We start from the raw sequence: 24,242 nt of genomic DNA, 5'->3' as shown, positions 1-24,242 counted from the left end.
CTCATTCGTACCTGTGCCACGAAATGTAGCGGACAGCACCGACATTCGATCCCGCAGCTACGAACCGATGGTTCGTGGCAGCCTCGCGGATCAACCCACCGCGGCGGATTCGATGGAGCCGTGGGGGCGGGTGCGTTCGATGAGAGGGAGGGTGCGGAGTTGGCGTTCGAGGTGCCATTGCAGGTGGGCGGCGACCAGGCCACTGGCTTGGCGGCGCATATTGTCGGGGATGGCCTCGACCCCGGACCAATCGCCGCGGTGCAGGGCACCCAGGTGTTCCAGAACGCCGACCATGGGGGTGGCGGCGCCGGGGGGACGGCAGTGTACGCAGACCGCGCCGCCCGCGGCTACGTGGAAGGCGCGATGCGGGCCGGGAGTGGCGCAGCGGGCGCAATCGTCCAGGGCGGGAGCCCAACCGGCGAAACCCATGGCGCGCAACAGGAATGCGTCGAGGATGAGTTCGTGGGGGCGGCGGCCCATGGCGATGGCGCGCAGTGCGCCGGCGGTCAAGGTGTGCAGGCGGGGAGCCGGGGCGCGCTCCTCACCCGCGAGGCGTTCAGCGGTTTCCAGCACGGCGCAGGCGGTGGTGTAGCGGCCGTAGTCGGCGACGATATCCGAGGCGAACGACTCGACGGTGTGCACCTGGGTGACCACATCGAGGCTGCGGCCGGGGTGTAGCTGCACATCCACATAGGCGAACGGCTCCAGTCGCGCACCGAATTTGGAGCGGGTGCGGCGCACACCCTTGGCGACCGCGCGCACCAATCCGTGCTTGTAGGTCAGCAGCGTGACAATGCGGTCGGCCTCGCCCAGCTTGTGCTGGCGCACCACCACGGCATTGTCTCTGTACAACTGCACCGCAACAGTCTCGCATGCGGGACCGACGGTGTGATGACGTGTCGCCGCGCGTGCCCGCGGAAGTTTGGTACGGGCGCGAATGCCGGGAACTCCCGGTACCCGGCATCCGATCGCCCGTCTGTGCGGCACCGGGATTGCGGCAGCGTCCAGAATATCGTCGACGCCGGATCAGCGAGGCCGTGCCGCGATCGGCGGCACGAGGACTCGTAGCCGGACCAGAGGTTTCGCCACCGGCGCGAATCCCAGAGAACTCCCGTGTTCCCAAATATTCAGAATCGTTGGACGTGTGACCAGAATCGCGCTAGGTTTCCCGGGTGCGGCAGGGAGACGGGACTCACGAATGACGACGGCGTCGGTGTATGAACTCGGGTTGGCGGAGCTGGCGGCGGCGCTCGGACGGGGCGAGATCAGCTCGGTGACGGCGACCGCCGCCGTGCTCGATGCGATCGATGCCAGCCAGGCGACACTGAACGCGTTTCGGATCGTGCGACGGGAAGCGGCCCTGGCCGAGGCGGCCGAAGCCGATCGCAAACTTGCCGCCGGTGCGCGCGAACCGCTGCTCGGGGTACCGATCGCCATCAAGGATGACACCGATATCGCCGGTAGCCCAACGGCTTTCGGCTGCGGTGGAGATTTCCCGGCGAAGACCGAGGACGCCGAATCGGTGCGGCGACTGCGGGCCGCGGGTGCGGTGATCGTCGGTAAGACCAATACCTGTGAGCTGGGCCAACTTCCGTTCACCAGCGGAGACGCGTTCGGGCACACCAGGAATCCCTGGAGCGCCGAGCACACCCCCGGTGGCTCCTCGGGTGGATCGGCGGCGGCGGTCGCGGCCGGATTGATCCCCGCCGCACTGGGTTCCGATGGCGCGGGCTCGGTGCGCATCCCCGCGGCCTGGAACAACCTGTTCGGCATCAAACCGCAGCGCGGGCGCATCTCCACCTGGCCGCTGCCGGAGGCGTTCTACGGACTCACCGTGAACGGCCCGATCGCCCGGACGGTCGCCGACGCGGCACTGCTGCTGGATGTGGCGGCCGGACCGCACGCGGGCGATCTGCACACCCCGCGTCCCATCCGAGCCTCCGATGCGGTCGGCCGCGATCCGGGTCGACTGCGGATCGCGCTGTCGCTGCGAACTCCGTTCACCGGCATCAAGACTCGGCTCGATCGCGAGGTGGAGGCGCGCGTGCACGCCACCGCGACCACGCTGCGCCGTCTCGGCCATGAGGTCACCATCGCCGATCTGCATTACGGCGTGCTGATGGGCACGACGTTCCTGCCGCGGTCGATGGTCGGCATTCGCGAGGCCCTGAACCGGCTGCCGGGCGCACAGGTCGATCCGCGCACCCGGAGCAACGCCCGCACCGGACGTGTGCTCGGCCCGGCACTCTTCGCGGCGCGACAGGCGGAACCGTTGCTGCGCATGCGAATCGGTCGCTTCTTCGACAATTACGATCTGGTGCTGGCCCCCACCACCGCCACTCCCCCGCCGGGCGTGCACGAGATCGACGAGATCGGCTCATGGGCCACCGATCAGCTGATCACCACGGCCTGCCCGTACACCTGGCCGTGGAATGTGCTCGGCTGGCCCGCGGTGAATATCCCGTCGGGCTTCACCGCCGCCGGACTGCCCGTCGGCTCGCAGCTCATGGGCCCGGCCAACTCCGAACCGCTATTGATCTCCGTCGCAGCGCAATTGGAGTCCGAACTGCAGTGGTACAAGCAGCGGCCCACCCCCTGGTGGGGGCAGGCCGCGGCCTGAACGGGTCGCTTCGGGCGATCGTTGCCGACAACCATTGGTGCGCCGCCGGTGTGGATCCCGGCCAAAAGCATGCCGGGATGACGGGACCAGCGCGGGTCAGAAGCCGAGCTTGCCCAGCTGTTTCGGGTCGCGCTGCCAGTCCTTGGCGACCTTCACGTGCAGGTGCAGGTAGATGCGGGTGCCGAGGATCTTCTCGATCTGGTGGCGGGCGTTGGTGCCGACCTCTTTGAGGCGGGCGCCACCCTTGCCGATGATGATGGCCTTCTGGCTCGGGCGCTCCACGTACAGCAGGGCGTGCACGTCGAGCATGCCCTCGTGGGTACGGGTGCCCTCGGTCGCGGTGTCGTCGTTCTCCTCGCGCTCGAGCACATCCTCGATCACAACCGCGAGCGAGTGCGGGAGCTCATTGTCCAGACCCTCGAGCGCGGCCTCGCGAATGAGCTCGGCCATGAGGGTTTCCTCGGGCTCGTCGGTGAGGTCGCCGTCGGGGTAGAAGGCCGGGCCCTCCGGCATTTTCGAGGCGATGACATCGATGAGAACCTCGACCTGCTCGCCCTTCACCGCCGAGACCGGCACGATCTCGGCCTCGGGGCCGAGCAGGGCCGAGACCGCCATGAGCTGGTGCGCGATGGCGTCCCGGCTCACCTTGTCGATCTTGGTGACCACGCCCATGAGGGTGGTCTTGGGCGCCATGAGCTTGATCTGCTCGACGATCCAGCGGTCACCGGGGCCGATCTTCTCATCCGCGGGAATGCAGATGGCGATCACATCGACCTCGGAATAGGTATCGCGCACCAGGTCATTGAGCCGCTGACCGAGCAGCGTGCGCGGGCGATGCAGGCCGGGGGTGTCGACCAGGATCAACTGCGCGTGCTCACGGTGCACGATGCCGCGAATGGTATGCCGGGTGGTCTGCGGCCGCGAGGACGTGATCGCGATCTTCTGACCGACCATCGCATTGGTCAGCGTGGACTTGCCGGTATTCGGCCGGCCCACGAAACATACGAAACCCGAATGGAATTCGTCCTTCTTGCTCATTCGAACACCTCCGACTCGGTCTCCAGATCAAAGCCCTCGGGCGGTGTTGAATGCAAGAACCCGGGCCGCTGGGCCGGATCGCCTTCGATCGGCCCCTCCACAACTTCGAACACCGCGCCCTTGGCATCGGTGAACACGATTCGCGCCGTCGCCGACACCTCACGCACCGCGGCGACGCCGGGATCGGAGAACCGGCCCGCCACCACCACCGCGGCCTCGAAACCCTCTGCGCCACTGGAGATCGCGGCCGCGACCGCGGACTGCAGCGCGGTCAGCTTCAGACTGGCCAGCCCCACCTCACCGGCCGCGTAGGTGCGCCCGTCGGTATCGCGGATGGCCGCGCCCGCGCCGCCACCGGTGCGGCCCAGCGCACCGCGCGCGAGGATCAACAGCTTGTCGTCCTCGGCGTCCAACTCAGTCATCGGCTTCTCCCTCTTCATGTGCGCCGTCCGGTTTCCCTTCGGCCGCTTCGTTTTTGGTCTTCTCGATGGGTCGCCGCACCACCACGGTGTGCACGCGCACCCGGCCGCGGGCATCGGCGCCGCCCTCGCCGCGCAGGTGCAGGCCGTGAATGACGGCCTTGGAACCCGGCAGCGGGACACGGCCCAGCGCGTGCGCGAGCAGGCCGCCGACGGTATCGACATCCTCGTCGTCGATCTCCATACCGAACAGATCACCGAGGTCCTCGACCGGAAGTCGCGCGGAGACACGGTATTTGCCCGGACCGATCTCCTCGACGGGGGCGGTCTCATCGGTGTCGTACTCGTCGGCGATCTCACCGACGATCTCCTCCAGCACATCCTCGATGGTGACCAGACCGGCGATACCGCCGTACTCGTCGACCAGGACGGCCATATGGTTTCTGCGACGCTGCATTTCGTCCAGCAGCGCGTCCAGGGGTTTGGAGTCGGGCATGAAGACGGCCGGGCGCATCACCTCGCGCACCTTCACCTTCTTGGCCCGATCCGAGTACGGCACAAGGTCTTTCAGGTAGACGACGCCGAGAATATCGTCGACGTTCTCGCCCACCACCGGAATCCGGGAATGCCCGGAACGCACCGCGAGCGACATCGCCTGCGCGGCAGTCTTATCCGCCTCTATCCAGACCATCTCGGTGCGCGGCACCATGACCGCACGCGCGGCGGTCTCACCGAGTTCGAACACCGACTGGATCATCCGGCGTTCCTCATCGTCCACCACGCCGCGCTCACCGGCCAGGTCCACGACCTCGCGCAGCTCGATCTCGGAGGAGAAGGGGCCGTTGCGGAATCCCTTACCGGGGGTGATCGCATTACCGACCAGGATCAGCAGGCGGCTGATCGGACCGAGCAGGGTGCCGATGGCCTGCAACGGCAGTGACGCGCCCAGCGCCAGCGAATAGGCGTGCTGGCGGCCCAATGTACGCGGGCCGACACCGATGACGAGATAGTCGACCAGCACCATGACCGCCGCGGTGATGACCAGTGCCGCCACCTCGGGCAGCCAATCCAGCAGCACCGCCGCCAGCAGCACCGTCGAGCTGATCTCACACAGCACGCGCAGCAGCACCATGAGATTCACATAGCGCGGCCGATCGGCGATGATGCGCGCGAGTCGCGCGGCACCCGTGCGATCCGCGCGCATCAGATCATCAACGCGCGCAGGGGAAATCGTATTCAAAGCCGAATCCAGCGCGGCGAAGACGCCACCGGCCGGAACCAGCACTACGGCCAGCAGTAGGAGGACGAACGAATTCACGCCGGATCCAGCGGATCACCGGAATCGGTGAAACCCGTCTTACCCAGCAGTCGCCGATCCCGCTCGGCGAGCTCCTCGCGCACCTGCGCCTCACGCAGACTCTCGTACCAGCCCTCCAGCAGCGAAGCCTGGAGCGCGAACATCTCCTTCTCCTCCTCGGGCTCGGCATGGTCGTAGCCGAGGAGGTGCAGGACGCCGTGCACGGTCAGCAGCGCGAGCTCGTGATCCATGGAGTGCCCGGCCTTCTCGGCCTGCTGGGCCGCGAACTCCGGGCAGAGCACGATATCGCCGAGCATGGAAGGGCCGGGCTCGGCGGCATCGGGCCGCCCGCCCGGCTCCAGCTCATCCATGGGGAAGGACATGACATCGGTCGGACCCGGTAGGTCCATCCAGCGCATGTGCAGATCGGCCATGGTGTCGAGATCGACCAGCACCATCGACAGCTCGGCGGCCGGATGCACATCCATCTGACCGATCGCGAAGCGCGCGACGCTGACCAGTTCCTCTTCGGATACTTCGATACCCGATTCGTTGGCGATCTCGATACTCACCCGCTCAGCCTATCGGCCGAGTTCAGCGGCGCCCCTCCCGGCTCGCGGCACGTCGCTGCGCGCGGTTGCCCGGATAGTGCGCCACCGGCGAACGGCTGTCGTTCTCGAACCGGTCATAGGCATCGACGATCTCCGCCACCAGGCGGTGCCGCACCACATCGCTGCTGGTCAACTCGGCGACATGAATATCGTCGAGATCACCGAGAATCTCGACCGCGGCACGTAAACCCGACCTGGAGCTGCCCGGTAGGTCGACCTGCGTGACGTCACCGGTTACCACGATCCGCGAGCCGAAGCCCAAGCGGGTGAGGAACATCTTCATCTGCTCGGCCGTGGTGTTCTGAGCCTCATCGAGAATGATGAACGAATCATTCAGTGTGTTGTGTGTCAGGAGGAAGTCCTCGGTGACGTAGAGGGAATCCGCAGCAGCCACCCGAATACACACGGCCTCCTCCGTCCCGGCCTCCTCGATGCGGTCCACATAGCGCTTCGGTCGGCCGCCTCCCGCCGCCGCGTACTTCTCCGCCTTTCGCGCGAGACGGAAGGGAACAACGCCTTCCGGAAGCCGAATCTCGAGAATGTAGGCGTCGAACCGATGGTGGATGTCGCGGCCCCCGGCAAGTCCCGGCGTACGCCCCTTAGCTTCCCGAGTTCGGTCGTAGACCACCCCGCCGAGTGACTGGACGAGGAAGATCACATCATCGCGCAACTTCTGCGACACGGTGGTGTACTGGATGCGGCAGGTGCGCCCCTGCTGGGATACCGGGCCGCCATCGGAGTCCAGCAGACCCTGAAGCAGGCCGAGCCGAACATCTGCGGTGTTGAACAGATAATCCGCCGGAATGAACTTGCTATGTGAGCGGGTACCCGCCAACCCGAGTTGCCGTGCCACCGCAGTCACCGGGTTCTCGATGGTGATCACCTCACCGGGCGATGCGATCCGGTTCAGGATGTAGTTGAAATCGGATTTCCACCGAACGGTGACGCCCGGAATCAGGCGTTCGAGCGTCTGTGCCAATTCGGGATCGTTGGTCGCGAAACTCGGCGTCGTCGAACACGTCAGGCAGCCGTCGCCGAGCAGCAGACCCAGTGCATACGGATCCATCGGCACAGAACGCGACTCGAAGGAGACAGGAGCATCGAGCAGGGGCAGCTCATAACGGTGATAGTGCGCAGCACGGAGATTCCCGATCATCTCCTTCGTTTCGAGCACGCGAGCAGGCTTACCTCGGCGGCGATCAGCCCGGGTGTACACGGACCACAGATGATCACCCGATGCCAAGGTCGAGGAACCATCCTGCGTGTAAACCCGGTAGATATCCTTGAACCCCTGTGGATACACGCCGAGAATTTCGGTCGGCTGCCCGTCCGAACCGATTACGAAGTCCCCAACCTTCAGTTCACCGATCGGGCGGAAACCACTGGGCGTCATCACCTTTGTGAACACAGGTTGCGCACGACCGCGCATATACGCCAGCGGCGCGACCTCGATGACACCCGCTGCCATGAGCTTCGGAATCGCCTCGGGGTCCATCATGTCGTGCAGCGCGTCATAGAGCGGGCGTAGGTAGGGGTCGATCTTCTCGTTGAGCGTGCCGGGCAGGAAGCCCAACCGCTCACCCGCCTCGACCGCCGGACGCGTCAGGATGATGCGGGTGACCTGTTTGGTCTGCAACGCCTGCACGGCCTTGGCCATGGCCAGATACGTCTTACCGGTGCCGGCCGGGCCGACGCCGAACACAATGGTGTGATTGTCGATGGCATCGACATATCGCTTCTGGTTCAACGTCTTCGGGCGAATGGTCTTGCCGCGCCGGGACAGAATGTCCAGGCTCAGCACCTCCGCCGGAGAATCCGACGAGCCCTCGGTGAGCATGGAGTAGGTGTGCCGCACCGCTTCGGGACTGACCTGGCGGTTCCGCGCCGTCAAGGCAACCAGCTGAGCGATGACGCGCTCAGCGAGTGCCACGTCGGCGGGCTTACCGGTCAGGGTGACGGAATTGCCGCGTACGTGAATATCGGCATCGAGGAGGCGCTCGAGTTCACGCAGGTTCTCGTCAGCCGAACCGAGGAATCCGAACACCGACTCCGGTGCCAATTCAATACTGGAACGAACGGTCCGACCCGCCGGTCCGGACCCATTGTCGTCGGTGCCGATACCGACCGTAGGGGTGCTCTGGTTGCCGATTTTGCCTGGTGTACTCAAAAGTGACTATGGCCTGCTTCCCGGTCTCGAGCGTCACATCTTTGATGGAAGTTTACCGCCGCTCACCGACACCGCCCAGTGAATAAGCCGCTACCAGCAGGGGTGACGCGAGAACGCCGCATCGCCGCCGCCGGGGCGTTATGCGGGGCCGACCTGGGGATGTGCCCATTCGAAGGTGAAGTCCCGGAAGCGCCGGACCGCCTCCGAGGGTGCCGCACCCGTCCGCCAGATCAACCCGACCTCGCGCATGGCCTCCGGATCGATCAGCGGAATGAGCGCCGGATCCGGCTGCGGACCGCCGATCAGCGGATGCTCCAGCGGCAGAATCGACACCCCCAACCCCACCGCGACCAGGCCGGCGATGGTACCCAGATTGCTGCATTCGAACCCGATGCGCGGACGGAAATCCGCTGCGGCACAGAGCTCGTCGAGCACCCGGCGCATACCGAAACCGGGATGCATGGCAATGAACTCCGCATCGGCGACCTCGGCGAGCCGCACCTGCCGTCGCGACGCCAGCCGATGATCCGGCGGCACCGCCAGCGCCAGCCGCTGCCGCAATAATGGCCGCCACCCGATCCCCGGTTCGGTCGGTCGCGGCGACAGCAGGCCCAGATCGGCGCTGCCGTCGAGAACTGCCCGGGTCACCACATCAGCGGCATCCTGATGCAGCGTGAAGGTGATCCGCCCCGACACCCGCCGAAAACCCGCGATGAGCTCGGGCACCACCCGCGCACCCAGCGAATGCTGGAACGACAGGCGCACCACGCCTTTGGCGGGATGTGCGAGATCGGCGAGTTCCCTTGCGGCGGAATCGAGTTCGGCTTGAGCGCGGCGCGCGTGCTCGTAGTAGACCCGCCCGAACTCATTGAGCGTCAACCGTTTCCCATGCCGATCGAACAGCCGCACACCCAGGCGGCGTTCCAACCGAGCCAGCATTCGGGACAGCGTCGGTTGCGTCAGATGCAGCCGATCGGCGGCAGCACCGACCCGTTCGAGCTCGGCCAGCGTGATGAACCAGTGCAAGTCGTCACTCGCCATCGCGGACCTCCGGCTCGTTACCTTCACTAATACATTCAGTGCATCAACTCTGGTCTGATTATGCATTTCCTTTCGAAGGGTGACGCGCTCATCCTCGGGTGATGACCACCGCCGCGCTCGTTCCCGAAGACACCGTGGCGCATGAGCGTCGAATCACGGTCGCGCTCTTCGCCGCCGGGCTGACCACCTTCGCCTCGATGTACAGCGCGCAGGCGCTGCTGCCGAGTTTGTCGGCGGCCTTCGGAGCGACTCCGGCGCGGGCGGCGCTCGCGGTGTCGTTGACCACCGGGTTGTTGGCGGTGGCCATTGTGCCGATGAGTGTGCTGTCCGACCGGCTGGGGCGCACCCGGGTGATGATCGGATCGGCGGTGGCGGCGAGCGTGATCGGGTTGTTGTTGCCGTTCAGCCCGAATTTGGATGCGCTGCTGATCGGGCGGGCGGTACAGGGTGTGGTGCTGGCGGGGGTGCCCGCGGTGGCGATGGGGTATCTGGCGGAGGAGATCGGGTCCGCGGGGCTGGCCTCCGCGATGGGCGTCTATATCGCGGGCACCAGCTTGGGCGGGCTGACCGGGCGGCTCATTCCGGCGTTCACGCTGGAGGTGGGGCCTTGGCGGTGGGCGCTGGCCACGATCGCGATCGCCGCGGCGGTGTGTGCGGGGATATTCGTGCGGATGCTGCCGCCCTCGCGCCGGTTCACTCCGCGACCACTCGCGATCCGCTCTGTCGCAGCCGGTTTCGCGGGCCACCTGCGGGATCGCACACTGCTGCCGCTGTACGGCCTGGCATTCGTGATGATGGGCGGATTCGTCTCGATGTACAACTTCCTCGGGTACCGACTCACCCGCGAACCCTTCGGGTTGTCCGCCGCCACAGTGGGTTTGGTGTTCGTGCTCTACCTGGCGGGCACCGCGACGGCCGCCGCCGCAGGCCGGATGACCGCGCGATTGGGCAGGTCCCGTGTGATGGGCCTGGGGCTGCTCGGCATGGGCATCGGCCTCGGGCTGACCCTGCCCGATGTACTGCCGGTCATTCTCTTCGGCGTATTGCTCTGCACGGCAGGATTCTTCGCCATTCACTCGGTGGCCAGCGGCTGGGTCGGGGCGGCGGCCGATGGTAATCGCGCGGCGGCATCCGCCCTGTACATGTGCGCCTACTACCTGGGCAGCTCGATCGCGGGTGGGCTCGGCGGGCTGGCCTTCGGCAGCTTCGGATGGGCGGGGCTCGCCGTATACGTGGCGGTGCTGGTCGCCGTGGCCGCGGGACTCGTCGGGGCACTCACGGCCCGATCACGCGCGGTCCAGACGATCCGCTGAGCCCATTCCGTCATCCCGGCATGCTTTTGGCCGGGATCTACGGTATTCGCGCTGAAGCAGGTGGATCCCGGCCAAGAACGCGCCGGGATGACGGGGGTGGTCGACCGCCGAGATGCCGTAAGGGTCTACCAGCGTGGGGTGAGTGCGCCCAATGCTCCGAGGGCGACAGCCGCGGCGGTGGAGGTGCGCAGCACTGTCGGGCCGAGCAGGACTATGTCCGCTCCCGCCTCGGCCAGGGCCGTCAGTTCCGAATCGTCCAGGCCGCCTTCGGGGCCGACGATGAGGACCACCTCGGGCACGCCGTCGAAAGACAGTTCGGTGAGGCGGGTTTCGCCGGATTCGTGCAGGGCGGCGACGATCGCGCCGTGGGATTTGGCTTCCCGCACCAGGTTCAGCAGATCGCGGGTGGTGTGCAGGTCGGCGACGTCCGGAATGTAGGGGCGGCGGGATTGGCGGGCGGCCTGCTTGGCCGCGCCGCGCCATTTCTCGACTGCCTTGTGCGCCTTGTTCTCCCATTTGGAGACGCAGCGAATCGCCTGCCAGGGGACGATGGCGTCGGCTCCGGCCTCGGTCATGAGTTCGACGGCGAGTTCGGAGCGTTCGGATTTGGGCAGGGCCTGGACCACCGTCACCTGCGGGGTGGCCGGGGCGGCCACCCGGCGGTCCAGGACCTTCAGTTCGAGGCGGTCCTTCTGGGCCGCAACCACTTCGGAGTCGGCGAGCAGACCGTTGCCGTCGGAGAGCGTGATGGGCTCACCGACCCGGATGCGCCGGACGGTCGCCGCGTGGCGACCCTCCGGACCGTCCAGGACGGCGGTGGCACCCGGTTCCGGGATCTCGTCGAGGTAGAAGACGGTGGCGGCCAACGGATCAGCGTCCGCTGAAGGAGGCGCGCAGCCGGGCGAACAGACCGCTGTTGTGCTCGGACTGGGTGGAGAGCACCTCGGTGCGCTCGTTCGGGCGCATGGCCTTGTACTTGCGCAGCAGATCGGACTGCTTGGAGTCCATCTTGGTGGGGATCACGATATCCAGGTGCGCGATCAGATCACCGCGAGAGTTGGCGCGCAGCTTGGGCATTCCGTGGCCGCGCAGCACCGAGACCTCACCGGGCTGGGTGCCCGCCGGAATGGTGAGCTCGACCGGACCGTCCAGGATGGTGTCGATGACCACAGTGGTGCCCAGCGTCGCGTCCACCATGGGCACGCGAATGGTGCAGTGCAGATCATCGCTGTCGCGCACGAAGGTGTCGTGCGGCTGCTCCACGATCTCGACGTACAGATCACCGGCGGGACCGCCGCCCGGGCCGACCTCACCCTGTGCCGCCAGGCGCACGCGCATACCGCTGGCCACACCGGCCGGAATCGGCGCGGCGATCTCGCGACGCGAACGCACCCGGCCGTCACCGCCGCACTTGCGGCAGGGGTCCGGAATGGTCTCGCCCGCGCCACGGCAGGTCGGGCACGGCCGCGAGGTCATGACCTGACCCAGGAACGAACGCTGCACCGTCTGCACTTCGCCCGCGCCACCGCAGGTTTCGCAGCGCACCGGCTTGGAGTTGCCATTGGTGCCCGCGCCCACGCACACATCGCAGAGGATCGCGGTGTCGACGGTCAGATGTTTGGTGACCCCGACCGCGCACTCCTGCAACGAGAGCCGGGTGCGCAGTAGCGAATCCGCGCCGGGCTGCACGCGACCGCGCGGCTTACGCGGATTCGAGGTGTTCATCCCGCCGAAGAAGGCTTCGAACACGTCACCGAGGCCACCGAAGCCGGCGCCGGAGAATCCGCCGCCACCTCCGCCCCCGTTCTCCATGGGGTCGCCACCGAGGTCGACGATGCGGCGCTTCTCCGCGTCGGTCAGCACCTCATAGGCGGTCGACACCTCGCGGAACCGCTCCTGCGCCTCCGGTTCCGGGTTGACGTCGGGATGCAGTTCACGCGCCAGCTTCCGATAGGCGCGCTTGATCTCCTGGTCGGTCGCGTTGCGTGCGACGCCGAGCAGTGCGTAATAGTCCCGTGCCACTTGTGCTCTCTAGTCCTGTTTCGTCTCTCCGCTTGCTCACCGTTCGGCGAGCACCTCACCGATGTACCGGGCCACGGCCGCTACCGAGGCGATGGTCCCCGGATAGTCCATGCGCGTCGGGCCCAGCACCCCCATGCCGCCAAGAACGGTACCGGGCATCCCGTATCCGGTGGACACCACCGCCGTTCCGCGCATCTGTTCGACCTTGGTCTCCTCCCCGATCTGCACGGTCACGGTACCTGGTTGCTGTGAGGCTGCCAGCAGCTTCAGCACGATGACCTGTTCTTCGAGTGCCTCCAGCACCGAACGCAGCGACCCCGGGAATCCGTTCCCGGCGAAGTCCCCGGCATTGCGGGTGAGGTTCGCGGTGCCGCCCAGCACCAGCCGCTCCTCGGGATGTTCGACCAGGGTCTCCACCAGCACCGTGGAGACGCGGATGAGAACATCACGCAGCTTGCCGGTGGAGTGCTCGGGTAGTTCGGCCACCGCCGCCGACGCGGACGCGAGGCGCTTGCCCTCCATGGCTTTGCCGAGCATGGCGCGGATCGCGCCCAGATCGTCATCGCCGATCACATTGCCCAGATCTACCAGACGCTGATCGACACGGCCGGAATCGGTGATGACCACCAGCAGCAGGCGCGCTGGATTGAGCGCGACAACCTCGATATGCCGGACGGTGGAGGCGCTCACGGTCGGGTACTGCACCATGGCGACCTGCCGGGTCAGCTGTGCGAGCAACCGCACCCCCCGGCGGAGTACGTCGTCGAGATCGACGCCGCTCTCCAGGAACTCCATGATGGCCCGGCGCTCGGCATTGGAGAGCGGCTTGACCTCGGAGATGTGATCGACGAACTGCCGATAGCCCTTATCGGTCGGTATGCGCCCCGAACTGGTGTGCGGCTGAGTGATGTACCCCTCGGCCTCGAGCACAGCCATGTCATTGCGCACCGTCGCACTGGAGACGCCCAGATTGTGCCGCTCCACCAGCGTTTTGGAGCCGATCGGCTCCTTGGTCGAAATGTAGTCCGCGACGATCGCTCGCAGGACCTCGAGCCGCCGCTGCTCCGTGGTAGACATCGGCCCCACCTCCTCGCTCGCCTTCGGGCTCGCCGTGCCTGCCACGATGGGCGTGTGTGCAGGAGATTCCCGGATCTTCGAAATCCAGTTTAGGTGGCGCTGGGCAAATTGCCTGCGTGCGGTCGCCCGCGCACGTCGGCGGTCAGCCGCGCAGGTCGGTGAAGAACTCGCGGAGATCGGCGATGAGCAGGGCCGGGGTCTGCATCGCGGCGAAATGGCCACCGGTGTCGAATTCGGTCCAGCGGGCGATGGTGTTGAGTTGTTCGGCGTAGCGGCGGATGGCGGGATCGCCGGCGAAATTGGCTACGGCGGTGGGGACGCGGGAGCGGGTGGGGTGCTGCGGAGAGTGCAGGGATTCGTAGTACATCTGGGCCGAGGAGCTGCCGGTATTGGTGAACCAGTAGATGGAGATGTCGGCGAGCATGCGGTCGCGGTCGACGCGTTCCTCGAAGGTGCCGTTCGCGCCGGTCCAGGCGTGGAACTTCTCGACTATCCAAGCCAGTTGTCCCGCAGGGGAATCCGCGAGGGCGAAGCCGAGAGTGTGCGGGCGGGTGCCCTGGATCTGGTAGTAGCCGCTGCCGTCGGTGAGGAATTCGCCTATGAGCGTGAGCTTTTCGCGCTCCAGCTCGGTGAGGGTGGCGGCCACCTCATCGGGTACCTGGCCGTGCGGCATGAAGCCCCAGGTGGCGGCGTTGACGTGTACGCCGATCACGCGCTCCTCGTCGAGGCGGCCGAGATCCGGGCCGATGAACGCGCCGTAGTCGCCGCCCTGCACGGCGTAGCGCGGATAACCCAGGCGGCGCATGAGTTCGGTGTAGGCGCGGGCGGTGCGGGTGCTGTCCCAACCCGAATCCGGTGTGGGGCCCGAGAATCCGAAGTTCGGATGCGACGGGATGATCAAATCGAATGCGGGACTGCCGTCCTCGGGATCTGTGAGCGGTTCGATCACCTCGAGGAACTCCAGCACCGAGCCGGGCCAGCCGTGCAACATGATCATGGGTGTCGCACCCGCGTGCGGGGATCGTATGTGCAGGAAGTGAATTCGCGCACCGTCGATAACCGTCGTGTACTGCGGATAGGAGTTGAGCAGCTTCTCCCAGGCCGACCAGTCGAACCGCCGCGCCCAATGCTCGGCGAGCTCACGTAGGTATTCGACCGGCACACCACGCGCCCAACCGACACCGGGAATCTGTGCGGGCCAGCGGGTTCGGCTCAGGCGCTGCCGAAGATCCCGCACCTGCGCCTGCGAGACCTCGACTTGAAATGGAACGATGTCCTCATCGAACGTAACAATGAATGCAGCCTAGCTCCGTACTCACCCCACACGTGCCCGATTCCCGAACCTGATCATTCGACATCGAGCAGGGTTCCCGCCGACTGTTTTCCACAGCCCTGGGTTATCCACATCCGACCGCGGCCGGGGCATTCGAAGACCGGCAATCAGCGACGATTGCACCGTGGACGTCCCCGAACCCATCTCACGTCGTTCGGCCCTCGCGGTGGGTTACACCGACCATGAGCTGAAAGGCCATGCCTGGCAGCGAGTCAGACGTGGCCACTATGTGGACTCGGCCGCCGCCGCTCCGCTGACACCGGCCCAACGCCATCTGGTCGCGATCCGCGCGGTGATCTCGACGGCAAGTCCCGAGGCAGTGGTTTCCCATGTGTCCGCGGCAATCGTGCACGACATACCGATCTGGGCCACACCGCTGACCCGGGTGCATGTGCTGCGCGACCGCCGCACGGGCGGCCGAATCCACCGCCACCTGGCAGTTCATACCGCTCGCCTGCTCCCGGGTGACCACACCGAGGTCGACGGCATACGAGTCACCACGGCGCCGCGCACGGTAATCGACCTCGCCCGGACACTGCCGTTCGAGCAAGCGGTCGTCATTGGCGATGCCGCCCTGCGCTCGGGAAAAACCACCGGGGCCGAACTACTGGACCAGTTGATCCGAGTGACCGGTCGCAAGGGCTGCCCTGCAGCTCGCCGCGTAGTCGATTTCCTCGACGGCCGTTCCGAAAGCGTCGGCGAGTCGAGAAGTCGCGTACAACTGCTGCGCTCAGGCCTGTCCGCCCCCGAATTGCAGGCAATCATCTTCGCCGACACCGGTACCCGAACCATCCGCGTCGACTACCTCTGGCCCGACCTCGCTTTGGTCGGCGAATTCGATGGAATGATCAAGTACCACAAGGAGATTCGCGGCGACCGCACACCCGAGGAGGTGGTAATCGCGGAAAAGCTCCGGGAAGACGCCCTCCGAGCCCTGGGCTTGCGAGTCATCCGCTGGACCTGGTCCGACCTCGACACCCCCACCACCTGGTTCGCCCGCCTACACGCCGCCGCCACACACCCCCACGACCCACTCGCGCCCACTCTCTGGCGTCCCACCCCGAGGATCTGAGTGATCACACCCCTCGCACTAACGGCACACCCCTTACATGGGGTGTGCCGTAGCGAGACGGGGTGTGATGGCCTGGCAGATCAGGTGAGGAGGGTGCGGACTACGGCGTCGGCGAGGAGTCGGCCGCGGGGGGTCAGGATCAGGTGGTCGGCGTGCGATTCGGCTAGGCCGTCGGCGATTACGCGTTGCGCCGCCGCGCGGCCGTCGGGGTCGAGATCGGCGAGGGGGAGGCCGGTGCGAAGGCGGGCGGTGAGCATGACTCGTTCGGTGTAGCGCTCGGTATCGGTGAGTTGCTCCCAGCCGGCGGCGGGGAGGCCACCCTGGGTGACTCGATCCGCGTAGCGCGCGGGGTGTTTCACGTTCCACCAGCGGACGCCGCCGACGTGGCTGTGTGCGCCGGGGCCCGCGCCGAGCCAGTCACCGCCGTCCCAGTAGCCGAGGTTGTGGCGGCAGCGGGCGCGGTCGTTCGCGGCCCAGTTGGAGACCTCGTACCAGGTCAGGCCGGCCGCCTCGAGGCGGGAATCGATGCGTTCGTAGCGGGCGGCGAGCACATCGTCATCGGGGGCGGGCAGTTCGCCGCGACGCACTCGGCGAGCGAGTGCGGTGCCGTCCTCGACGATCAGCGAATACGCCGACACATGATCGACCCCAGCGGCCAGCACAGCATCAAGGCTGGCATCCAAATCGGCGTCGGTCTCACCCGGTGTCCCATAGATGAGATCCAGATTGACGTGCTCGAACCCGGCTGCGCGCGCCTCCTGGGCAGCGGCGACGGCTCGTCCGGGCGTGTGCGTGCGGTCGAGCACTTTCAGCACATGCGCGGCCGCGGACTGCATTCCCAGCGACACCCGAGTGAACCCGCCGTCGAGGAGCTTGCCGAAGAACTCTGGCGAAGTGGATTCCGGATTCGACTCGGTGGTCACCTCGGCATCGGCCGCCAGCGTGAAGTTCGCGCGAATGGCGGTCAGCACATCGGCCAGGCCATCACCGCCGAGCAGCGACGGCGTACCCCCACCGACGAAGACCGTCTCCACCTTGGGCTGAGCACTCGAAAAAGCCGCGAATTGCTCAGCCGCAGTGGCCAATTCACCCCGCAACGCCTCGAACCAGGACTGCGGCGAAGCCGAGGTACCCAGCTCCCCCGCCGTATAGGTGTTGAAGTCGCAGTACCCGCATCGGGTCGCGCAGAACGGCACGTGAATGTAGATCCCGAACGGCCCGTCACCGAAGTCCCGCAGTTCCAGCGAAGGCTGATCTGCGGTGGTGGTTGCGGCGCTACCTGCGGAATTCACCCCACCAGTCTGCCCGGTAGCCCAGCTCACACTGCACGCGCCTCATATCCGCCGCAGCATTGTCACCAAGCCCGCCCGCCGGCGTCAGCCGAAGAATTAAGCTGTGCGGGGTCTGGACTTCTTGCTGAGCGGTGGCCCTAAACACCGTTCAGCTGGATGGCCAGCCGAGCAAACCGATGCAGGGGTGGCACAACCCTGCTCCGGGATTGGTTCTGCTCGCACACCATTCAGCCCACCGATGCGAACCCACCATGCCAACCGGCCCCGGACCGGCTGCGGAATGGTTCATCGTGTGGACGCTCCTGTCCGGGTTATCCGCGTGGGCTCTTGTAGCCGTTGTGGTCGCGGTGCTGATTTTCGTGTATGCCCTCGTCAAGCTTGTCGTCACGAAGCACAATTCACGTCCGGGCGATGTGGTGATCGTGGGCCTGCCGCCACCCCGGATCGAGATCCGCTATGGCGAACACGCACCCGATCGAGATCCGGATCGGCTAGCGAGCGAGGAGAGCCTCTAGCTGGCATTCTGTCTCCCGGTTCGCGACGTACATCGAAATCGCGGCGGCGCCAACGGAAAACGGGGGTTTCCATGCGGGACGGCGATGAGCGGCCCGGCGATGTGGTCGCCCGGCACGAGATCGATGTGGCGGAGCTCGCGATTGTCGATGCCGGATCGGTGGCGCCGGTGGTCTATCACGTGCCGATGCCCGAGGTGCGGCCCGAGGGACCGAATTTCGCGCGGTCGTTCGGCGGGGAATTGCTCGCGCGCACGCTGCTCTGGGATCCCCATGCGACACAGGAAATGACCTGGCAGTACGCGAAGATGGCGGCCGAGACGATAACCGATCGGTTCCGGGCCGGTGGGATCGAATCGGGATTCGATCGGCATGATCGGGTCGCCGGGTGGCGGGCGGCGTTCTATTGGGCGCTGATCGCACGCGATCCCGAGGCCATGAACGAGGTGGCGTCCTATCCGGTCGAGCGGTTGCGGGAGACCAGCGGGCAGGCGTTCGACGAATTCCAGTACGAGTGGGCGCGAATTCTGCAGGAGGCCTGGCGGTTCGGACCGGAGACGGTCGGCGAACGGGCCTGGGCGCTGGATACCACCAGCCGGGTGGGAGCGCAGCCGTCGGTGGACGCACTGCTGCGACCCGGTATCGAGGTGCTCACCCGGTTCGCGGCACGTGACGGCGACGGGTTCCTGTGGGAGCTCGGCAAGGCGCTGCGTGCGCATCGGTCGTTCTTCGATACCGATACCTGGCGGCATGATCCCGAAGGCGTGTTCTCGCTGCCGCTGCTGGGCCTGGCCTGCTGGGCGAGTGATCTCGGCCTGCGGATCGATATCGAATCCGAGTATCTCCCTTTGGGTTTCGTTCGCCAACCGGGTTGGTCGCAGGCGCTGTCAGTGGGCGACGACGGGGGTGTTCTGACAGAAGGTGAGTAGCCAGCGGCCGTTCTCCTTGGTCATGCCGTAGAGCGGTGAGCCCTCGGCGGTGAGTTCGCCGGCGTGGGTGACGTACTGCTGGCGGACCTTCACCGCGGCCACATCGGGGCGGATGAAGCGGATGAAGAAGGGCTCGTAGGTGGCGTAGCCGTCCTTGGTCGCACCGGGCAGGACCGCGCGGGTGAATTCGGAGATCTCGTCCAGGCCGTTGAGGAATTTGCCGCCGCCGGTGGTCCAGATCGCATCGGGGTGGAAGAGCGCGAGGAAGGCGTCGGCGTCCTCGGCGCGCTGGGCCTTGGCGACCTCCGCGACGACGGCGTGGATGGCGGCGGTCTCGGCGGCGGTGTCGAGTTCTACGGTGCTCATGGGTTCATCTTGGAACCTCGAGTGCACTGAAGGTCAACCGTCCAAGATCAACCGCACGGCGATCTATGACTGTTGTCACAAACCGGGCGCGCTTACCAGGGGATTTCCCTCGAAAGTCCGGAAAATATCGGCGGGCGGTCGGAACAACCCGCCTGACATGGCACAATAAGCTCCATGACCGGACTTGGAGTACGACTCGTGGCGCGACGCCATGTCGACTTCAAGCGTGTCTGCAGCGCGAGCTGTCTGTCCGGAAGCCTCCGGTAGATCGGCTCCCCCTCTTCCCGGATCGACGCCAATTCTGCGGCGTCGAACTCGCCGGTTCGCTGATATCGGAGGCGTGAGTCAGCCCCTCCCGCCTGCCCGCAAGACCTTCAGGAGCGACCCCCATGACGTCGAGCACCGACGCCGACAGTTCCGAATCCGCTCGTCCCGCCCGGCCGGAACGCCCCGCGGCCGAACGACGCGTGCGTCCGGACCGCGCCCGCTCGGACGCGCCCGTCGCGCCGCGCGAGCGCACCGGTAAGCCGGTGCGGCGCAAGTCCGAGGGCCAGTGGGCGCTCGGCTACCGGGAGCCGCTGAACGCGAACGAGCAGAGCAAGAAGGACGACAACCCGCTCAATGTGCGCGCGCGCATCGAGAACATCTACTCGAAGCAGGGTTTCGGCTCCATCGACAAGAGCGATCTGCGCGGCCGCATGCGCTGGTGGGGGCTCTACACCCAGCGCGAGCAGGGCTACGACGGCACCTTCACCGGTGACGAGAACATCGACCTGCTCGAGGCCGAGTACTTCATGATGCGGGTGCGCTGCGACGCCGGCGCGCTCACCGTGCGCCAGCTGCGCACCCTCGGTGAGATCTCGACCGAATTCGGCCGCGACACCGCGGATCTCTCGGACCGCGAGAACGTGCAGTACCACTGGATCGAGATCGAGAACGTGCCGGAGATCTGGCGGCGACTCGAAGAGGTCGGCCTGCAGACCACCGAGGCGTGCGGCGACTGCCCGCGCGTGGTGCTGGGTTCGCCGCTCGCCGGTGAATCCCTCACCGAGGTCCTCGATCCGACCCCGGCCATCGACGAGATCGTCAAGCGCTACATCGGCAAGAAGGAATACTCCAACCTGCCGCGCAAGTTCAAGACCGCCATCTCCGGTCAGCAGGATGTGGTGCACGAGATCAACGATGTCGCGTTCGTCGGCGTCGAACATCCCGAACACGGTCCGGGACTTGACCTTTGGGTCGGTGGCGGACTCTCCACCAATCCGATGCTGGCCCAGCGCCTGGGCGCGTGGGTGCCCCTGGACGAGGTGCCGGACGTATGGGAAGCGGTCGTCTCGCTGTACCGCGACTACGGCTACCGCCGCCTGCGCACCAAGGCGCGCATCAAGTTCCTGGTCAAGGACTGGGGCGTGGAGAAGTTCCGCGAGGTGCTCGAGACCGAGTACCTGAAGCGCAAGCTGATCGACGGTCCCGCGCCGGTGCAGCCGGAGCGCCCGATCGACCACATCGGCGTGCAGAAGCTGCGTAATGGCTTGAACGCCATCGGCTTCTCCCCCATCGCCGGTCGCGTCTCGGGAACGATTCTCCAGCAGGTCGCCGACGCCGTGGCAGCCATCGGCTCGGACCGGGTTCGGTTCACCCCGTACCAGAAGCTGATCGTCCTGGATGTGCCCGACGACAAGGTCGAATGGCTCATCGAGGAACTGAAGCCGCTCGGCCTGCACGGGCGTCCGTCGCATTGGCGGCGAAACCTGCTGGCGTGCAGTGGTATCGAGTTCTGCAAGCTGTCGTTCACCGAGACCCGTAAGCGGTCCCAGGTGCTGGCTCCCGAGCTGGAGACCCGCCTGGCCGATATCAACGCCGATCTCGATGTGCCCATCACCGTGAATATCAACGGCTGCCCCAACTCCTGCGGTCGTTCGCAGATCGCCGATATCGGCTTCAAGGGCATGCTCGTCGACGACGGCGCGGGGAATCAGATCGAGGGCTTCCAGGTTCATCTCGGAGGCAGCCTCGGACTCGACAGCGGCTTCGGCCGAAAACTGCGCCAGCACAAGGTGACCAGCACCGAGCTCGGCGATTACATCGAGCGCGTCGTACGCAACTTCGTCAAGAACCGGGACGAGGGTGAGCGTTTCGCGGTGTGGGCTGTCCGCGCCGAAGAGGCAGACCTGCGGTAGTTGGAGGAAACAGCAATGACCACAACCAAACTCGCCGAAGCAGACCTGCGCGCCCTCGTGGAGCAGGGCAATAAGGACCTGGGTCCGAACGCCACCGCGCAGGAACTGCTGGAGTGGACCGAGAAGAACTTCGGCTCCAATTACATTGTCGCCTCGAATATGCAGGACGCGGTGCTGGTGCAGCTGGCGTCGCAGGTCCGTCCCGGTGTGGATGTGCTGTTCCTGGACACCGGCTACCACTTCGCCGAGACCATCGGCACCCGCGATGCCGTCGAGCTCGTCTACGGCGTGAATATCGTGAACGTACAGCCGGAAAACACCGTGGCGGAACAGGATCAGCTGCTCGGCAAGGATCTGTTCGCCCGCGATGCCGCCGAATGCTGCCGGCTGCGCAAGGTGGTGCCGCTGCAGAAGTCGCTCCAGCCGTACAACGCCTGGGTCACCGGTATCCGCCGGGTCGAGGCACCCACGCGCGCCAACGCGCCCCTGATCTCCTTCGACGAGGGCTTCGGGCTGGTGAAGATCAATCCGATCGCCGCCTGGTCCGACGCGGAAATGGCCGAGTACATCGAGGCCAATGGCATTCTCGTCAATCCCCTTGTGGAGGAGGGGTATCCGTCCATCGGTTGCGCTCCGTGCACACGGAAGCCGGAACCGGGATCCGATCCGCGAAGCGGCCGCTGGGCCGGCCTCGCCAAGACCGAATGCGGGTTGCACGCCTCATGAGCGCTCCTACTGCTGAATCCACCACCCTCGCCGATGGCGAATTCGACACTCTCGCCGCGCTCGAGAGCGAATCGATCCACATCTTCCGCGAGGTCGCGGGCGAGTTCGAACGGCCGGTGATCCTGTTCTCCGGCGGTAAGGACTCCACGGTGCTGCTGCACCTGGCGCTCAAGGCCTTCTGGCCGGCGCCGCTGCCGTTCGCGCTGCTGCATGTGGACACCGGGCACAACCTGCCCGAGGTGCTCGAGTTCCGCGACCATGTCGTCGAGAAGTACGGCCTGCGTTTGCATGTCGCCTCGGTCGAGGAGTACCTCGCCGACGGCCGGCTCACCGAGCGGCCGGACGGTATCCGCAATCCGCTGCAGACCGTACCGCTGCTGGACGCCATCAATGAGAACCGCTTCGACGCGGTCTTCGGTGGCGGCCGCCGTGACGAGGAGCGTTCCCGCGCCAAGGAGCGGATCTTCTCGCTGCGCGACGCCTTCGGGCGCTGGGATCCCAAGCGGCAGCGGCCCGAACTGTGGAACCTGTACAACGGCAAGCACGCTCCGGGTGAGCATGTGCGCGTCTTCCCGATCTCCAACTGGACCGAGCTGGATATCTGGCGGTACATCGCCCGCGAGAACGTGGAGCTGGCGAATATCTACTACGCGCATGAGCGGCCGGTGTACCAGCGCGACGGCATGTGGATGACGCCCGGCGTCTGGGGCGGCCCGGCCGAAGGTGAGGAGCTGTCGGTCAAGTCGGTGCGCTACCGCACCGTCGGCGACGGATCCACCACCGGCGCAATCATTTCCGATGCGGCCGACAATGCGGCGATTCTCGCCGAGGTCGCCGCCTCCAGACTCACCGAACGCGGCGCGACCCGTGGAGACGATCGCGTCTCCGAGGCCGCCATGGAAGATCGCAAGCGAGAGGGTTACTTCTGATGGCCGACCTACTGAGACTGGCCACCGCCGGATCGGTCGACGACGGCAAGTCCACCCTGGTCGGACGCCTGCTGTACGACACGAAATCCGTTCTCGCCGATCAGATCGACGCGGTCACCCGCGCCTCGGTCGACAAGGGCCTGGCCACGCCGGACCTGTCGCTGCTCGTGGACGGTCTGCGCGCCGAGCGCGAGCAGGGCATTACCATCGATGTGGCGTACCGCTACTTCGCCACGCCCGCACGGTCTTTCGTGCTCGCCGATACGCCGGGGCATGTGCAGTACACCCGGAACACGGTGTCCGGCGCCTCGACCGCGCAGCTGGTGATCCTGCTCGTGGATGCCCGCAAGGGTGTTATCGAGCAGACCCGCCGCCATGCCGCGGTGATGGCGCTGCTGGGTGTGCCGAAGCTCGTCCTGGCCGTGAACAAGATCGACCTGGTCGATGATCCGGCAGGTGTGTTCGCGCGTATCGTCGCCGAATTCTCCGAGCTGACAGCGAAATTGGGCTGGGCGCCGGAAGACGTGGTGGAGATTCCGGTCTCCGCGCTGCACGGTGACAATGTGGCCTCGCGGTCGGAGAACACCCCGTACTACACCGGCCCCTCGCTCATCGAGCACCTGGAGTCGGTACCGGTGGATGCCGACAGCACCCGCCACGAGGTCGGTCTGCGCTTCCCCGTGCAGTACGTAATCCGCCCGCGCACAGCCGATTACCCGGATTACCGCGGGTACGCGGGTCAGGTCGCGGCGGGCACCGTACGCAAGGGTGACGAGGTCGTGGTGCTGCCATCGGGCACCCGCACCACCGTCGAGCGCATCGACACCCCCAATGGTGAGCTGACCTCGGCGCAGCCGGGTCGCAGTGTCACCCTGATCCTGGCCAATGACGTGGATGTCTCGCGCGGTGACACCATTGTCGCCGCCGACGATGCCCCCGAACCGATCGAAGCCTTCGACGCGACGGTCTGCTGGCTCGGCGACAAGCCGCTGCGCCCCGGTGCCCGCCTGCTGCTCAAGCACGGCACCCGTACCACCCAGGCGATCGTGGGCGCGCTCATCGAGCGCTTCGACGAACAGCGCCTGTCGGCCGATCCGGCCCCGGAGTCGTTGGCGCTCAACGACATCGGCCGTATCTCGGTACGAGTCGCCGACCCCGTCGCGGCCGACGACTACAGCGTCAACCGCTACACCGGCAGCTTCCTGCTGATCGACCCGGCGGGTGGCAACACCCTCGCCGCCGGCCTGGTCGGCGACGCCCTGACCAAGGTCGAGGTCGGCACGGAAGTCGGAGCCTGA

General features: G+C 66.3%; 22 protein-coding genes. 9 read left to right on the top strand and 13 right to left on the bottom strand.

Going from position 1 to position 24,242, the window contains the following annotated elements; all coding sequences use genetic code 11:
* Positions 1–90: 90 nt before the first annotated feature.
* Positions 91–858, bottom strand: a complete 768-nt coding sequence (gene recO / locus OHB26_RS20550) for a DNA repair protein RecO (protein ID WP_330178901.1) — start codon at positions 856–858, stop codon at positions 91–93.
* Between the two features lie 340 nt (positions 859–1,198).
* Between recO and OHB26_RS20545 the strand changes: the two genes are divergently transcribed.
* Positions 1,199–2,620 (top strand): amidase, encoded by a 1,422-nt coding sequence (locus tag OHB26_RS20545; RefSeq protein WP_330178900.1) that lies wholly within the window; start codon positions 1,199–1,201, stop codon positions 2,618–2,620.
* Positions 2,621–2,716: 96 nt separating this feature from the next.
* Here the strand turns inward: OHB26_RS20545 and era are convergent, their stop codons facing one another.
* From era to OHB26_RS20515, 6 genes are all read right to left on the bottom strand, one after another.
* Complete coding sequence (gene era, locus OHB26_RS20540; protein WP_330178899.1) at positions 2,717–3,658, bottom strand: GTPase Era; 942 nt, start codon at positions 3,656–3,658, stop codon at positions 2,717–2,719.
* Complete coding sequence (locus tag OHB26_RS20535) at positions 3,655–4,080, bottom strand: cytidine deaminase (RefSeq protein ID WP_330178898.1); 426 nt, start codon at positions 4,078–4,080, stop codon at positions 3,655–3,657. The genes era and OHB26_RS20535 overlap by 4 nt, the downstream gene beginning before the upstream one ends.
* Positions 4,073–5,395, bottom strand: a complete 1,323-nt coding sequence (locus tag OHB26_RS20530; RefSeq protein WP_330178897.1) for a hemolysin family protein — start codon at positions 5,393–5,395, stop codon at positions 4,073–4,075. Before OHB26_RS20530 ends, OHB26_RS20535 begins: the two co-directional genes overlap by 8 nt.
* Positions 5,392–5,946 (bottom strand): rRNA maturation RNase YbeY, encoded by a 555-nt coding sequence (gene ybeY, locus OHB26_RS20525; RefSeq protein WP_330178896.1) that lies wholly within the window; start codon positions 5,944–5,946, stop codon positions 5,392–5,394. The genes OHB26_RS20530 and ybeY overlap by 4 nt, the downstream gene beginning before the upstream one ends.
* Before the next feature lie 22 nt (positions 5,947–5,968).
* Positions 5,969–8,044, bottom strand: coding sequence for a PhoH family protein (locus OHB26_RS20520; protein ID WP_442942686.1), 2,076 nt, complete (start codon positions 8,042–8,044; stop codon positions 5,969–5,971).
* 246 nt (positions 8,045–8,290) lie between these two features.
* Entirely contained in the window at positions 8,291–9,193 is a 903-nt protein-coding gene (locus OHB26_RS20515; RefSeq protein ID WP_330178895.1) for a LysR family transcriptional regulator, read from the bottom strand.
* Positions 9,194–9,294: 101 nt separating this feature from the next.
* Between OHB26_RS20515 and OHB26_RS20510 the strand changes: the two genes are divergently transcribed.
* Entirely contained in the window at positions 9,295–10,506 is a 1,212-nt protein-coding gene (locus tag OHB26_RS20510) for an MFS transporter (RefSeq protein WP_330178894.1), read from the top strand.
* Between the two features lie 125 nt (positions 10,507–10,631).
* On the opposite strand, the gene OHB26_RS20505 is transcribed toward OHB26_RS20510, so the two are convergent.
* From OHB26_RS20505 to OHB26_RS20490, 4 genes are all read right to left on the bottom strand, one after another.
* A complete protein-coding gene (locus OHB26_RS20505; protein ID WP_330178893.1) occupies positions 10,632–11,372 on the bottom strand; it encodes a 16S rRNA (uracil(1498)-N(3))-methyltransferase in 741 nt (246 codons plus the stop codon).
* Between the two features lie 4 nt (positions 11,373–11,376).
* Entirely contained in the window at positions 11,377–12,528 is a 1,152-nt protein-coding gene (gene dnaJ, locus OHB26_RS20500; protein WP_330178892.1) for a molecular chaperone DnaJ, read from the bottom strand.
* A 36-nt stretch (positions 12,529–12,564) separates the two neighbouring features.
* A complete protein-coding gene (hrcA, locus tag OHB26_RS20495; RefSeq protein WP_330178891.1) occupies positions 12,565–13,605 on the bottom strand; it encodes a heat-inducible transcriptional repressor HrcA in 1,041 nt (346 codons plus the stop codon).
* 142 nt (positions 13,606–13,747) lie between these two features.
* Positions 13,748–14,878: an epoxide hydrolase family protein gene (locus tag OHB26_RS20490; protein ID WP_330185719.1), complete on the bottom strand. Its 1,131-nt coding sequence runs from the start codon at positions 14,876–14,878 to the stop codon at positions 13,748–13,750.
* A 184-nt stretch (positions 14,879–15,062) separates the two neighbouring features.
* Between OHB26_RS20490 and OHB26_RS20485 the strand changes: the two genes are divergently transcribed.
* On the top strand, positions 15,063–16,010 hold the full coding sequence (locus OHB26_RS20485; RefSeq protein WP_330178890.1) for a hypothetical protein: 948 nt from the start codon (positions 15,063–15,065) through the stop codon (positions 16,008–16,010).
* A gap of 80 nt (positions 16,011–16,090) precedes the next feature.
* On the opposite strand, the gene hemW is transcribed toward OHB26_RS20485, so the two are convergent.
* Complete coding sequence (hemW, locus tag OHB26_RS20480) at positions 16,091–17,254, bottom strand: radical SAM family heme chaperone HemW (RefSeq protein WP_330185718.1); 1,164 nt, start codon at positions 17,252–17,254, stop codon at positions 16,091–16,093.
* A gap of 386 nt (positions 17,255–17,640) precedes the next feature.
* Here hemW and OHB26_RS20475 point away from each other — a divergent pair, with 386 nt between their 5' ends.
* Both OHB26_RS20475 and OHB26_RS20470 read left to right on the top strand, forming a co-directional pair.
* Positions 17,641–17,817, top strand: coding sequence for a hypothetical protein (locus OHB26_RS20475; protein WP_330178889.1), 177 nt, complete (start codon positions 17,641–17,643; stop codon positions 17,815–17,817).
* 71 nt (positions 17,818–17,888) lie between these two features.
* On the top strand, positions 17,889–18,743 hold the full coding sequence (locus OHB26_RS20470) for an immunity 49 family protein (protein ID WP_330178888.1): 855 nt from the start codon (positions 17,889–17,891) through the stop codon (positions 18,741–18,743).
* Here OHB26_RS20470 and OHB26_RS20465 read toward each other — a convergent pair.
* Positions 18,702–19,109 (bottom strand): SgcJ/EcaC family oxidoreductase, encoded by a 408-nt coding sequence (locus tag OHB26_RS20465; protein WP_330178887.1) that lies wholly within the window; start codon positions 19,107–19,109, stop codon positions 18,702–18,704. The genes OHB26_RS20470 and OHB26_RS20465 overlap by 42 nt on opposite strands.
* Before the next feature lie 389 nt (positions 19,110–19,498).
* Here OHB26_RS20465 and OHB26_RS20460 point away from each other — a divergent pair, with 389 nt between their 5' ends.
* The 4 genes from OHB26_RS20460 to OHB26_RS20445 are packed head-to-tail and all read left to right on the top strand — an operon-like array spanning position 19,499 to position 24,242.
* The gene (locus OHB26_RS20460) at positions 19,499–21,289 is read left to right on the top strand and encodes a nitrite/sulfite reductase (protein WP_330178886.1); all 1,791 of its coding nucleotides are present in this window, start codon (positions 19,499–19,501) and stop codon (positions 21,287–21,289) included.
* 15 nt (positions 21,290–21,304) lie between these two features.
* Positions 21,305–22,015 (top strand): phosphoadenylyl-sulfate reductase, encoded by a 711-nt coding sequence (locus OHB26_RS20455; protein WP_330178885.1) that lies wholly within the window; start codon positions 21,305–21,307, stop codon positions 22,013–22,015.
* Positions 21,994–22,944, top strand: a complete 951-nt coding sequence (cysD, locus tag OHB26_RS20450; protein ID WP_442942685.1) for a sulfate adenylyltransferase subunit CysD — start codon at positions 21,994–21,996, stop codon at positions 22,942–22,944. The genes OHB26_RS20455 and cysD overlap by 22 nt, the downstream gene beginning before the upstream one ends.
* Positions 22,944–24,242 carry a sulfate adenylyltransferase subunit 1 gene (locus OHB26_RS20445; RefSeq protein WP_330178883.1) on the top strand — a complete coding sequence of 433 codons (1,299 nt, stop codon included), beginning with the start codon at positions 22,944–22,946 and terminating at the stop codon, positions 24,240–24,242. Before cysD ends, OHB26_RS20445 begins: the two co-directional genes overlap by 1 nt.

The sequence above is a fragment of the Nocardia sp. NBC_01503 genome, assembly GCF_036327755.1.
GTDB lineage: Bacteria > Actinomycetota > Actinomycetes > Mycobacteriales > Mycobacteriaceae > Nocardia.
This window is presented reverse-complemented; position numbering and strand designations above follow the sequence as displayed.